15 protein-coding genes are annotated in these 12,666 nt (G+C 60.2%); 4 read left to right on the top strand and 11 right to left on the bottom strand.

Going from position 1 to position 12,666, the window contains the following annotated elements:
• Positions 1 to 113: 113 nt before the first annotated feature.
• The 6 genes from xerD to ffh form a co-directional block, all read right to left on the bottom strand.
• The gene (xerD, locus tag CEC48_RS10365; RefSeq protein WP_088423654.1) at positions 114 to 1,010 is read right to left on the bottom strand and encodes a site-specific tyrosine recombinase XerD; all 897 of its coding nucleotides are present in this window, start codon (positions 1,008 to 1,010) and stop codon (positions 114 to 116) included.
• A gap of 112 nt (positions 1,011 to 1,122) precedes the next feature.
• On the bottom strand, positions 1,123 to 1,473 hold the full coding sequence (gene rplS / locus CEC48_RS10370) for a 50S ribosomal protein L19 (RefSeq protein WP_063322826.1): 351 nt from the start codon (positions 1,471 to 1,473) through the stop codon (positions 1,123 to 1,125).
• 45 nt (positions 1,474 to 1,518) lie between these two features.
• On the bottom strand, positions 1,519 to 2,229 hold the full coding sequence (gene trmD / locus CEC48_RS10375) for a tRNA (guanosine(37)-N1)-methyltransferase TrmD (RefSeq protein ID WP_231988895.1): 711 nt from the start codon (positions 2,227 to 2,229) through the stop codon (positions 1,519 to 1,521).
• Between the two features lie 43 nt (positions 2,230 to 2,272).
• Positions 2,273 to 2,809 carry a ribosome maturation factor RimM gene (gene rimM / locus CEC48_RS10380; protein WP_088423655.1) on the bottom strand — a complete coding sequence of 179 codons (537 nt, stop codon included), beginning with the start codon at positions 2,807 to 2,809 and terminating at the stop codon, positions 2,273 to 2,275.
• A 5-nt stretch (positions 2,810 to 2,814) separates the two neighbouring features.
• Complete coding sequence (gene rpsP, locus CEC48_RS10385; protein WP_010463010.1) at positions 2,815 to 3,066, bottom strand: 30S ribosomal protein S16; 252 nt, start codon at positions 3,064 to 3,066, stop codon at positions 2,815 to 2,817.
• A 250-nt stretch (positions 3,067 to 3,316) separates the two neighbouring features.
• The gene (ffh, locus tag CEC48_RS10390; protein WP_088423656.1) at positions 3,317 to 4,693 is read right to left on the bottom strand and encodes a signal recognition particle protein; all 1,377 of its coding nucleotides are present in this window, start codon (positions 4,691 to 4,693) and stop codon (positions 3,317 to 3,319) included.
• Positions 4,694 to 4,927: 234 nt separating this feature from the next.
• Here ffh and CEC48_RS10395 point away from each other — a divergent pair, with 234 nt between their 5' ends.
• From CEC48_RS10395 to CEC48_RS10405, 3 genes are all read left to right on the top strand, one after another.
• Positions 4,928 to 5,740, top strand: coding sequence for an inner membrane protein YpjD (locus CEC48_RS10395; protein ID WP_026078135.1), 813 nt, complete (start codon positions 4,928 to 4,930; stop codon positions 5,738 to 5,740).
• A gap of 12 nt (positions 5,741 to 5,752) precedes the next feature.
• Entirely contained in the window at positions 5,753 to 6,991 is a 1,239-nt protein-coding gene (locus tag CEC48_RS10400; protein ID WP_088423657.1) for a transporter associated domain-containing protein, read from the top strand.
• A 222-nt stretch (positions 6,992 to 7,213) separates the two neighbouring features.
• The gene (locus tag CEC48_RS10405; RefSeq protein ID WP_088423658.1) at positions 7,214 to 8,524 is read left to right on the top strand and encodes an MFS transporter; all 1,311 of its coding nucleotides are present in this window, start codon (positions 7,214 to 7,216) and stop codon (positions 8,522 to 8,524) included.
• A gap of 131 nt (positions 8,525 to 8,655) precedes the next feature.
• Here CEC48_RS10405 and purT read toward each other — a convergent pair whose 3' ends face one another.
• From purT to CEC48_RS10430, 5 genes are all read right to left on the bottom strand, one after another.
• On the bottom strand, positions 8,656 to 9,837 hold the full coding sequence (gene purT, locus CEC48_RS10410; protein ID WP_088423659.1) for a formate-dependent phosphoribosylglycinamide formyltransferase: 1,182 nt from the start codon (positions 9,835 to 9,837) through the stop codon (positions 8,656 to 8,658).
• Positions 9,838 to 9,906: 69 nt separating this feature from the next.
• Positions 9,907 to 10,374, bottom strand: coding sequence for a hypothetical protein (locus CEC48_RS10415; RefSeq protein ID WP_003209599.1), 468 nt, complete (start codon positions 10,372 to 10,374; stop codon positions 9,907 to 9,909).
• Between the two features lie 205 nt (positions 10,375 to 10,579).
• Positions 10,580 to 10,795, bottom strand: a complete 216-nt coding sequence (locus tag CEC48_RS10420; RefSeq protein ID WP_088423660.1) for a DUF1289 domain-containing protein — start codon at positions 10,793 to 10,795, stop codon at positions 10,580 to 10,582.
• Entirely contained in the window at positions 10,792 to 11,316 is a 525-nt protein-coding gene (locus CEC48_RS10425) for a gamma carbonic anhydrase family protein (protein ID WP_088423661.1), read from the bottom strand. Before CEC48_RS10425 ends, CEC48_RS10420 begins: the two co-directional genes overlap by 4 nt.
• 39 nt (positions 11,317 to 11,355) lie before the next feature.
• Complete coding sequence (locus tag CEC48_RS10430; protein ID WP_088423662.1) at positions 11,356 to 11,958, bottom strand: CoA pyrophosphatase; 603 nt, start codon at positions 11,956 to 11,958, stop codon at positions 11,356 to 11,358.
• 146 nt (positions 11,959 to 12,104) lie between these two features.
• On the opposite strand from CEC48_RS10430, the gene CEC48_RS10435 reads away from it, so the two are divergent.
• Positions 12,105 to 12,653 carry an NUDIX hydrolase gene (locus tag CEC48_RS10435; protein WP_088423663.1) on the top strand — a complete coding sequence of 183 codons (549 nt, stop codon included), beginning with the start codon at positions 12,105 to 12,107 and terminating at the stop codon, positions 12,651 to 12,653.
• Positions 12,654 to 12,666: the final 13 nt, after the last annotated feature.

The following is a 12,666-nucleotide window of genomic DNA, read 5'->3' on the forward strand; positions in this document are numbered from 1 at the left end:
CCGATCTTCAAACACGGGTTTGGGCCGTCCCCTTTGCGAACCGGCAAAGCCTACCACAGTTGGGCCGCAGGGCAGCCAGTCGCGGGGAAATTGGGCTTTTTCCGGTGTGATTTTCATCCGCGGGGATGGTGCTTGGCGTGCATCTCCTGCAAACGTGCCCGCGCCACGTGGGTGTAGATCTGGGTGGTGGATAAGTCACTGTGGCCCAGGAGCATTTGCACCACGCGCAAATCCGCGCCGTGGTTGAGCAAATGCGTGGCGAAAGCGTGGCGCAGCGTGTGGGGCGACAGCGACTTACCAATGCCGGCGACCTTGGCCTGGTGCTTGATGCGATACCAGAAGGTCTGGCGAGTCATCTGCTCACCGCGCTGGCTGGGGAACAGCACATCGCTGGGCCGACCATTGAGCAACTCGCTGCGGGCGTCGCGCATGTAGCGCTCGATCCACACAATCGCCTCTTCACCCATGGGCACCAGGCGCTCCTTGCTGCCCTTGCCCATCACCCGCAATACGCCCTGGCGCAGGTTGACCTGTTCCAGGGTCAGGCTAATCAACTCGGTGACGCGCAGGCCGCAGGCATACAGCACCTCCAGCATGGCGCGGTCGCGCTGGCCGATGGCTTCGCTCAGGTCGGGTGCGGCCAACAAGGCTTCGACGTCGGCTTCCGACAGGGATTTGGGCAATGGCCGGCCCAGCTGCGGCATGTCGATTTGCAGGGTGGGGTCGATAGCGATCAGCTTTTCCCGCAGCAGGTAGCGATAAAAGCCACGTACACCCGAGAGAAAACGCGCAGTGGAGCGGGGTTTGTAGTTTTGCTCAAGGCGCCAGGACAAATGGTCGAGGATCAACTCGCGACCGGCGTTGAGCAGTTCGAGGTTTTTCTCCTGCAGCCAGCCATTGAACAACGCCAGGTCGCTGCGATAGGCCTGGCGGGTGTTGTCCGACAGGCCTTTTTCCAGCCACAGGGCGTCCAGGAAGCGGTCTATCTGGGGGTGATCGATGGCGGGCATGAGGGCTCAAGCAGGGAAAAGGTAATGTCGATAGATCCTATCGCGACTGCTCAAATCGCGGGCACAAAAAAGCAGCCCGTAGGCTGCTTTTTTCTGCATCGGGAAGCTGGACTTAAGCCAGTTTTTCCTTGATGCGAGCTGCTTTACCGGACAGGTCACGCAGGTAGTACAGCTTGGCTTTACGTACGTCACCGCGACGTTTAACGGCCATGCTGTCGATTTGCGGGCTGTAGGTCTGGAAAGTACGCTCTACGCCAACACCGTTGGAGATTTTACGAACAGTGAAAGCACTGTTCACACCACGGTTACGCTTGGCAATTACCACGCCTTCGAACGCTTGCAGACGCGAACGGTCGCCTTCCTTCACTTTCACCTGAACGACAACAGTGTCGCCCGGGGCAAAGGTAGGGATCTCTTTGGTCATCTGCTCTGCTTCGAGTGCAAGGATGATTTTGTTAGTCATGCTGTGCTCCTAAGGTAAGTCGTCGGACCTACCATCGATACGTTGTTAACTATCGTCCCGCCCGAGGATGTATTCCTCGAGCAGCTTCTTCTCTTCTCCAGAAAGCGAGCGGCTTTCCAGAAGATCGGCGCGTCGTTCATAGGTCCGCCCGAGGGACTGCTGTAAACGCCAACGCCGGATGTGTGCGTGATTGCCACTTAGCAATACGTCGGGAACACGCTGATCCGCATACACCTCCGGTCGGGTGTAGTGCGGGCAATCCAGCAAACCATCCGTGAAGGAATCTTCCTCCGCGGAGTCCGCATGCCCTAAAGCTCCAGGCAGCAGTCGTGTAACCGCATCTATCAGGACCATCGCCGGCAGCTCGCCGCCAGACAGGACATAGTCCCCAATCGACCACTCTTCATCGACATGAGCCTCAATAAAACGCTCGTCAATGCCTTCATAGCGACCGGCAATCAGGATTAACGCTTCCAGATTCGCCAACTCGCGTACCGCCGACTGATTCAGCTGACGGCCTTGAGGGGACAGGTAAATTACCTTCGCCTTCTCCCCGGCGGCTGCCTTGGCCTGAACCAACGCATCTTCCAGGGGCTTGATCTTCATCACCATGCCCGGGCCACCGCCAAATGGGCGATCGTCCACAGTGTGATGTCGATCCGTCGTGTAGTCTCGCGGGTTCCAACAGGTCAGCTGCAAGAGCCCCTGTTTCACCGCCCGACTGGTGATGCCGTACTCGCTGATGGCGGAAAACATCTCGGGAAACAAACTGATCACTTCAACGCGCAGGTTAGCCACGTTAGAAGTCCGCGTCCCATTCCACCTTCATCTCGCCTGCGGCCAGGTCGACGACCAACACGCATTGCTCTGTATAGGGCAACAGGCGTTCGCGATCATCCAGGCTGCCAGCGCAAGGCTTGACCACCATTACATCATTGGCGCCGGTTTCCAGAAGATGATCGATTTTCCCGAGCAATTGCCCAAGTTGATCAATAACCTTCAGACCTTCCAGCTGGTACCAGTAGTACTCGCCGTCGGTCAATTCAGGGAACAGGTTGCGCGGCACGCAGATCTCATAACCGGCCAGAAGACGAGCTTCTTCACGATCATCAAGACCCTTGAGCTTTGCGACCAGGAACTTGTCGCTCCCGCGTCCACTGACCAGCTCGACCTGTTTCACACTACCTTCGCGCTTGAGCGTCCAGGTCTTGTACTGCAACAGGTTTTCAGTCGGATCAGTAAAGGAATACACCTTCACTTCGCCGCGAACGCCATGAACAGAGTAAATCTTGCCGATAACGATCAAATCATCAGCAACCGCTGGCGTCGCGTTCATATTGCTCAGGCCGCAGCCTTAGATGCATCCTTCAACAACTGAGCAACGCGCTCAGAAGGTTGTGCACCAACGCTCAGCCAGTAGGCTACGCGCTCTTGGTTCACGGACAGACGAACTTCTTGACCACGAGCAACAGGGTTGAAGAAACCAACCTGTTCCTTGTGCGAACCGTCGCGCGGGTTGCGGCTGTCGGTTACGGTCAAGTGGTAAAACGGGCGCTTTTTGGAGCCGCCAAGGGCAAGACGGATTGTTAGCATGTGAACATCGTTCCTGTAGTCGGTGCTGCAAATCTAAATGCACAGCGGGCATAGGTGCCCGAAAGGCCGCATATTCTAAGGAATATCCGGACTTTTGCAAATGTCTTTTTCTGGCGCCTATCAGCGTGCCATTCAGATCTGCTATAGAGCCGTCGGTTAAAACGGCCAGTCAGCTCCCGCCAAGTGCGGGTTTGCTGGAGATCCCACATCCTTGTGGGTCGGAGCAAAAGCGGGCTTTTGCTCGAATTCTTTACATCTTCGGCATGCCGCCGCCGGGCAGCATACCGCCCATGCCGCGCATCATTTTGGCCATTCCGCCTTTTGCGGAGAATTTCTTCATCATCTTCTGCATCTGCTTGTGTTGCTTGATCAAGCGACCGATGTCCTGCACCTGGGTGCCGGAACCCATGGCGATCCGACGTTTGCGCGAACCGCTGATCAGCTCAGGGTCGCGGCGCTCGGCCGGGGTCATGGAATTGATGATGGCTTCCATCTGTTTGAACTGCTTCTCTGCCGCGCCCTGGGCATTGCCCATTTGCGCCAGGTTCACGCCACCCATGTTCGGCAGCTTGTCCATCAGGCCGCCAAGGCCGCCCATGTTCTTCATCTGTTGCAACTGGTCGCGGAAGTCTTCGAGGTCGAAGCCCTTGCCCTTCTTCAGCTTCTTGGCCAGTTTGTCGGCCTTGTCCTTGTCGAGGGTCGCTTCAGCTTGCTCGATCAGGCTGAGCACGTCACCCATGCCAAGGATACGCGAGGCGATCCGCTCAGGGTGGAACGGTTCGAGCGCTTCGCTCTTCTCGCCCATACCGATGAACTTGATCGGCTTGCCGGTAATCGCACGCACCGACAGTGCGGCACCGCCACGGGCGTCGCCGTCGACTTTGGTCAGGATCACACCGGTCAGCGGCAACGCATCACCAAAGGCCTTGGCGGTGTTGGCCGCATCCTGGCCGGTCATGGCGTCGACCACGAACAGGGTTTCTACCGGGTTGATCGCGGCATGCAGCGCCTTGATCTCGCCCATCATCTCTTCATCGATGTGCAGGCGACCGGCGGTATCGACGATGACCACGTCGATGAATTTCAGCCTGGCTTCTTTAATAGCCGCCTGGGCGATATCGACCGGCTTCTGGCTCAGGTCGGACGGAAAGAAGGTCACGCCCACTTCGCCCGCCAGCATTTCCAGCTGTTTAATAGCGGCCGGACGGTAAACGTCCGCAGACACCACCATCACCGACTTCTTCTTGCGCTCTTTAAGGAAGCGCGCCAGCTTGCCGGCGGTGGTGGTCTTACCCGCACCTTGCAGGCCGGCCATCAGCACAACGGCTGGCGGCACCGCGCTCAGGTTCAAATCTTCGTTGGCCGCGCCCATCAGGCTTTCGAGTTCGGCCTGGACGATCTTCACAAAGGCCTGGCCCGGCGTCAGGCTGCGGGACACTTCGGTGCCCACTGCGCGCTCTTTGACCGAGTTGACGAAGTCCTTCACCACCGGCAAGGCGACGTCGGCTTCCAGCAACGCCATGCGCACTTCACGCAGGGTGTCTTTAATATTGTCCTCGGTCAGCTTGGCCTTGCCGGTGACATGGCGCAGCGTCTGCGAGAGACGGTCAGTCAAGTTTTCAAACATGCGCGATCCTTTCAGGCCCTATTCATCGAAATGCATTGGTAGACCGAGGTAATGGCGGCCCAGGCTGTGGTAAATCGCTATTAAAAACAGCGCTCGGCGAGCCTGCGGCGTGGGCAGGTCGCGGATTATAGCGAAGACTGCCGCCATGCACACCCGCTGTCTGGCCTGAGAGTCTTTCGTGTTACGCAGGTGTATGCCAAACTCAGCGCCTTTCGGGCCTGCTTAACAGGATTTATGCTCCCTTTGTCACCCAGTTTGCTACCCAGCCTCGCCGCCGCCATCTTGTATGCCGCTGCGACCCTTTATCAGGGCACTCGTCTGGCCCAAGGCGCCAAGGCCGACAAACGCCTGCTGGTAGGCCTTGGCGTCCTCGCCCTGCTGGCCCACGCGGCCAGCCTGTTCACGCATTTGATGACGCCAGTCGGCCTGGGCCTGGATTTTTTCAGCGCCGCCAGTCTGATTGCCGCCGCGGTGATCGCGCTGACCCTGATGGCCTGCTACCGAATCCCGGTGGAGAACCTGCTGGTGCTGTTGTTCCCGCTCGGGGTGTTGACGGTGCTGCTGGCGCAATTCACGCCGACCGGCACCGTGCAGGTCATTGATGAAGAGCCGGGCATCCTCGCCCACATCCTGCTGTCGATCCTCGCCTACGGCATGTTCACCATCGCGGTGTTCCAGGCCTTGCTGCTGCTGTTGCAAGACCACCAACTCAAGCACAAGCACCCGTCCGGGCTGATCAAGAACTTCCCGCCGCTGCAAACCATGGAAAGCCTGCTGTTCGGCTTCCTCTGGGCCGGCTGGACGCTGCTGTCATTGTCGCTGATCTCCGGCTGGCTGTTCGTCGAGAACCTGTTCGCCCAGCACCTTGTGCATAAAACCCTGCTGGCGTGCCTGGCCTGGGTGGTGTTCAGCGTGCTGCTGTGGGGCCGCAACCGCCTCGGCTGGCGCGGGCACAAGGCGATCCGCTGGACCCTGGCCGGTTTCTGCCTGCTGATGCTGGCCTATTTCGGCAGCAAGCTGGTTCGCGAATACATCCTGCATATCTGACGGGCAGCCAACATGGACAACTTGCCCTTGGGGCCGATGCTTGCGGTAGTAGCCTTGCTGGTTTTATGGTCGGCGCTGTTTACCGCCATCGAAGCCGCCCAGCAACATTTGCTGGCCCTGCGCCCAGGCACTCGCCAGGGCGACAAAGCCGCCGCCCGCCTGAATTTCCCGCGCAACAGCCTGATCCTCTGCAACACCCTGTGCCGCGCCGTGGTGGTGATTCTCTGCAGCCTGCTGGCGATCTACGCCTGGGCGGAAAACGGCCCGTGGCTCGGCTGGGTGATCTCCAGCGCCGTCCTGCTGGTGCTGGCTGATTACTTGCCGCGCGCCTTGGCCACTCGCCACCCGCAAACCATCCTCGGCTTCGGCAATACCTTGCTGAGCGTGCCGCTGAAAATCCTTTACCCGCTGGCCTGGCTGCTCAACGGCGTCAGCCTGTTGCTGCTGCGCCCGTTCGCCCGCAAGCCCGGCATGGTCAAGAAGAGTGACGAGCCCCAGCCCGATCAGGACGACGAGCCGGAAGCCGAGATCCCCAACACCCGCGCCCCGGGCATGCCGGGCATCCACGCGCTGGACAACATCACCGTGAATGACATCCTGGTGCCCCGCAGCGAAGTGGACGGCATCAACCTGGATGACCCGATAGAAGAAATCATCGAGCAACTGCGGGTTTCCACACGTACCCGGTTGCCGGTGTTCCACAGCGATATCAACCAGGTCGAGGCGGTACTCAACACCCGGCAGATCCGCCACATGCTGCCGGACGCCAGCCTGACCAAGGAAGCCCTGCTGGCGGCCTGCCACGAGCCCTACTTCGTCCCGGAAAGCACGCCGCTGCAGTTGCAACTGCTGAACTTCCACAAGCAACAGCGCCGCCTGGGCATGGTGGTGGATGAATACGGCGAAGTGCTGGGCATCGTGACCCTGGAAGACATTCTTGAAGAAATCGTCGGTGAGTTCGAAAGCGAGCACCACCTCGACAACCCTCACATCCAGCCGCAGCTGGATGGCCGGTACGTGATCGACGGCGCCGCCTCGATCCGCGACCTGAACAAAACCCTCGGCTGGCACCTGCCCAGCGACGGCCCCAAGACCCTCAACGGCCTGGTGACCGAAGCGCTGGAGACCATCCCCGACTGCGCCGTGTGCCTGAAAATTGGCCGCTATCGCCTGGAAATCCTCGAGACCGAGGACAACCGCGTGGCCAAGGTGCTGATCTGGCACACCAGCACCGTGCCGGTCGCCGTTTAAGCCCCTTGTTGGATCCGCAAACGCCTTCCTATAATCGGGGCGGCTTACCCAAGCCCCGCCCGACCGCGTGCTACCCGCACTGAGCGCGTCCAGGCACCGCTTTACCGTGTCTGACCGGTGCTTGCTCCCATCCCGAGCCGCCCCGCGCACAACCCTGATCCATGGGTGTTCGACCAATAATAATCCGCGTCCAAACGCGCAATGACCGTCAGGGATACCTCAATGAGCACCACCTATAACGAGACGGCGACTGCCGCCCCGACCAACTCAACGGCTCGGGTCGCCACTGCGAGCATCATTGGCACCGCCATCGAGTTCTACGATTTCTATATCTACGCGACCGCCGCCGCCCTGGTGATCGGCCCGGTATTCTTCCCACAAACCTCCGGCACGGCGCAGATGCTCGCCTCGTTCCTGACCTTCGGTATCGCGTTTATCGCACGACCGTTGGGTTCGGCGCTGTTCGGTCACTTTGGTGACCGGATCGGCCGTAAATCCACACTGGTCGCGTCCCTGCTGCTGATGGGCGTGTGCACCACACTGATTGGCTTGCTGCCCGGTTACGACAGCATCGGGCCCTGGGCGCCGATCCTGCTCTGCGTGCTGCGCTTCGGCCAGGGCCTGGGGCTTGGCGGCGAATGGGGTGGCGCGGCGCTGCTGGCCACCGAGAACGCACCGAAGGGCAAACGCGCCTGGTTCGGCATGTTCCCCCAACTGGGGCCGTCGATTGGCTTTCTGGCGGCCAACGGGCTGTTCCTGATCCTGGCCATGAACCTGAATGACGAGCAGTTCCGCAGTTGGGGCTGGCGCATTCCTTTCATCCTCAGTGCGGCGCTGGTGATGGTTGGCCTGTATGCGCGGCTCAAACTGCATGAAACCCCGGTGTTCGCGAATGCCGTGGCTAAAGAAGCGCCGGTGAAGGTGCCGCTGGTGGAACTGTTCAGCCAGCATTGGCTGCCAGTACTGCTTGGCGCGGCGTCGATGGTGGTGTGTTACGCGCTGTTCTATATCACCACGGCGTTTTCCCTGAGCTACGGTGTGTCTACGCTGGGCTACAGCCGTGAAACGTTCCTCGGCCTGCTGTGCTTCGCGGTGCTGTTCATGGGCGCGGCAACACCACTGGCGGCGTGGGCAAGCGACCGTTACGGGCGTAAGCCGGTGCTGATTGTGGGGGCGATTCTGACCATCCTCTCCGGCTTCACCATGGAGCCGTTGCTGACCCACGGTTCAACTTGGGCCGTGGCACTGTTCCTGGCGCTGGAGCTGTTTCTGATGGGCGTGACGTTTGCCCCGATGGGCGCGATGTTGCCGGAATTGTTCCCGACCCGCGTGCGTTATACCGGCGCTTCGGCGGCGTATAACCTGGGTGGGATTGTGGGCGCGTCGGCGGCACCGTTCTTCGCGACCAAGCTGGTGGCGATGGGCGGTTTGAGTTATGTCGGCGGGTATGTGTCGGCGGCAGCGGTGATCAGCTTGATTGCTGTCTTGTGCCTGAAAGAGACGCGCAATAACGATTTGAACAAGGTCGCCTGATAGACCGCCCCACCCTGTAGGAACGAGCTTGCTCGCGAAGAACGTCAACGATGACGCGTTCATTCTGGATAAACGCGGCGCCTTCAAGTTTTTCGCGAGCAAGCTCGCTCCTACAGTGGAGGGTGCTGCGCTTACAGCTCTACAACAACCGCCTTCGAAGCACGGGTAGCTTTAGCCCGCGCAGCCTCAATCGACTCATCCCGCGCCAACGCAACGCCCATGCGGCGCTGGCCGTTCACTTCAGGCTTGCCAAACAGACGCAACGCCGTATCCGGCTCGCTCAAGGCGGCACCCAGGTTGGAAAACGCCGTCTGGGTCGACTTGCCTTCCACCAGAATCACCGCCGAAGCCGAAGGCCCGAACTGACGGATCAACGGGATCGGCAGGCCAAGAATCGCCCGCGCATGCAGGGCGAACTGCGACAAGTCCTGGGAAATCAGGGTCACAAGGCCAGTGTCATGCGGGCGTGGCGACACTTCGCTGAACCACACCTGATCGCCTTTGATAAACAGCTCAACGCCAAACAGACCACGGCCACCCAAGGCCTCGGTCACGGCTTTGGCAACGCGCTCGGACTCTGCCAGCGCAATCGGGCTCATGGCCTGTGGCTGCCAGGATTCCTGGTAGTCGCCCTTCTCCTGACGGTGACCGACGGGCGCGCAGAAGGTGGTGCCACCGATGTGGCGCACAGTCAGCAGGGTGATTTCGTAATCGAAGTCGATAAAACCTTCGATGATCACCCGGCCCTTGCCGGCACGGCCGCCTTCCTGGGCGTAATCCCAGGCTTTGCGCACGTCTTCAACGCTGCGCAACAGGCTCTGGCCCTTGCCCGACGAACTCATCACCGGCTTGACCACGCACGGGAAGCCCAGGTCAGTGACGGCCTTGCTGTAGTCCTCGAAGGTGTCGGCGAAGTGGTACGGCGAGGTCGGCAGGTCCAGCTCTTCAGCGGCCAGGCGACGGATGCCTTCGCGGTTCATGGTCAGCAACGTCGCGCGGGCAGTCGGGATCACGTTGAAGCCTTCGGCTTCCAGTTCCACCAGGGTGGCGGTGGCGATCGCTTCGATTTCCGGCACGATGAAGTGCGGCTTTTCGGCTTCGATCACGGCACGCAGGGCGGCGCCATCGAGCATGTTGATCACGTGGCTGCGGTGGGCAACCTGCATGGCCGGCGCGTTGGCGTAGCGATCCACGGCAATCACTTCAACGCCCAGGCGTTGCAGTTCGATTACCACTTCCTTGCCCAGCTCACCGCAGCCACACAGCATTACGCGGGTCGCGGTTGGCGACAATGGAGTTCCGATTCGGGTCATCTCAGGTCCTCAGGGGAGCGGATCATGGGGAGAAAGGCCGGCATTTTACATGAACTGTAAAGATTGGCTTCAGTTGGCGACGCGCTGCCGGCGCAAACGCCAAGCCATGGCCAACCACACCACGGTAACGCCGGCGAATTTCGAGACCAGGGCAGTGCCGGCCACAGCAGGCGTCAATGCGCCGATCAGGCCGAAAAAGATAAAGGTATCGAGGGGAATGCTCAGCGCCGAACTTATCCACAGGCGATCGTGGAGCGGGCGCTTGGTGATGCTGAACACCAGCCAGTCGATGCACTCGGACACCGCAAACGCCGTGGCGCTGGCCAGGGCGATGGACGGATCGGAGGTGATATAGGACAGCACCAGCGCCGCCAGCATGGCGATGATCGCGCCATGGCCGAAGCGGGTTTGCACCATGTCCCGCAATACAAACACCAAACCGCCCCAGGCAGACCAGATGACGTCCAGGTGCGGAGCGGTGGAAAACGCGAAATTGATCAGCACGACGCTGCTGATGTAGGCAATCAGGAAGAACATGGGGCGAGGGACCTGTGAACAAGGGGCACAGGGTACTGCACAACTCATCAATGTGGCGAGGGAGCTTGCTCCCGCTGGGGCGCGAAGCGGCCCTGAAATGGGCGATCGCGGCGTATCTGAAGTAATGCTGTCCTCTGATTTGGGGCTGCTTCGCAGCCCAGCGGGAGCAAGCTCCCTCGCCACATAAAAGCAGCCCTCCTACCGATCAGGCGCCGGATTTCCCTGGAATCATCCACATCAGCCCGCTCGCCTTCGCCCGCTCATGGCACAACCCCAGCACCATCCGCCGCTCGGTATTGTCCATGCGGCTCCAGCGGGTAATCTCGTCCACCGTGCGCTGGCAACCGGTGCAAATATCATCGTCATCCAGCGCGCAAATGCTCACGCACGGCGAGGCGACTGGTCGTTCCACCGGGTTCATTCTTCCTGCTCAACCAGATCACGCGCATAACGCTGGGAGTTATGCACATAGTGCGCGGCGCTGGCCTCGAGCATCTTCTTCTGCACGTCGGTCAGTTCCCGCACCACTTTGCCCGGCGAGCCCATCACCAGCGAACCGTCGGGAATTTCCTTGCCCTCACCGATCAGCGAATTGGCGCCGATGATGCAGTGCTTGCCGATCTTCGCCCCGTTGAGGATCACCGCATTAATGCCGATCAGGCTGTAATCATCGACGGTGCAGCCATGCAGCATGGCGTTATGACCGATGGTCACACCGGTGCCGAGGGTCAGCGGGAAGCCCATGTCGGTGTGCATCACGCTCCCGTCCTGCACGTTGCTGTTCTTGCCGATCAGGATCAGTTCGTTGTCGCCGCGCAACACCGCGTTGAACCAGACGTTGGCGCCCTCCGCAAGCTTAACCTTGCCCACCAGCGTGGCATTGGGGGCCACCCAGCTGTTCGGATGGGTCTCGACTCGGGCGTCGCCCAGGCGGTATTTCATAGGGGGTTCCTCACGGCAGAAACGATGGCCATCTGGCTCTTAGGTATTGATGAAGCTTTTCGGCGGCCGGTGCAGGCTGATGTCGGCATCGTCATAGAGCAGATTGATCAGCTCGACAATCATGATCGCCGTCAGGCCCCAGATCTTGTATTCGCCAAACCGATAACTGGGCACGTACCAACTGCGGCCCTGGTAATCGATACGGTGCGTATGTTCGCGCGGGTCCTGGCGAAAAAACTCCAGGGGCACGCTGAAGACAGCGGCGATCTCGGCGTCATTGGCCAGGTACTCAACGTAATCGGGGATAACGCCTACATAAGGCGTGACACGGATACCGTGCAGGGAAATCAGCGGGCTCAACGGGCCGATCACTTCCACCAGCCCCGGCGGCAGGCCGATTTCTTCTTCGGCTTCGCGTAGCGCGGTGAATATCAGGTCCGGATCTTCAGGGTCGCGGCGACCACCAGGGAACGCCACTTCACCGCCATGGGTCGATAACCCGCTGGCGCGCAAGGTCAGGATCAGCTCGGGTTCGTCACTGCGGGTGATCGGCACCAGCACCGCGGCTTCCGGGAAACGAGCGTCAGTCTCCAGTGCGCGTGGCGTATGATTGCTTACCCGGCGAAGTAGCTCGTCCAGCATGAGTCATCTCGGTCTGTTGGCTACCTTGCATCATGCACCAAACCTTGCGCACGCCCAACCCCAAAACCCTGGCTATGTCGCTAAACGACAACTTGCAGCCCTTACCCGGTCACGCCAAGATAGGCGCACTCTCCAGGAACCCCAGCATGAACTTCTGCAGCCAGTGCGGTAAACCGGTCACCCAGCGCATTCCCGAAGGCGACGCACGCCTGCGTTATGTCTGCGATCACTGTCAGACCATTCACTACCAGAACCCCAATATCGTCGCGGGCACCGTACCGGTGTGGGGCAACCAAGTGCTGCTGTGCCGCCGCGCCATCGAGCCGCGCCTGGGTTTCTGGACCTTGCCTGCAGGCTTTATGGAGAACGGCGAGACCGTTGAACAGGCCGCCATGCGTGAAACCATGGAAGAAGCCTGCGCCCGGGTGCGTAACCTGAGCATCTATACCCTGATCGACGTGCCGCACATCAGCCAGGTGCACATCTTTTACCGCGCAGAATTGATCGACCTGGACTTTGCTGCAGGCCCCGAGAGCCTCGAAGTACGCTTATTCGATGAAGCCGACATCCCTTGGTCCGAGCTGGCTTTCCGCACGGTCGGGCGTACCTTAGAATGCTTTTTCGCTGACCGCCGGCAACAGTCATATCCGGTGCGCAGCGAGTCGGTGCCGCCGCTGACCCAGTTGGCCAAATAACACTCCAGGCGGC

Source organism: Pseudomonas sp. K2I15 (assembly GCF_002204795.1).
In the GTDB taxonomy this organism is placed as follows: Bacteria; Pseudomonadota; Gammaproteobacteria; order Pseudomonadales; family Pseudomonadaceae; genus Aquipseudomonas.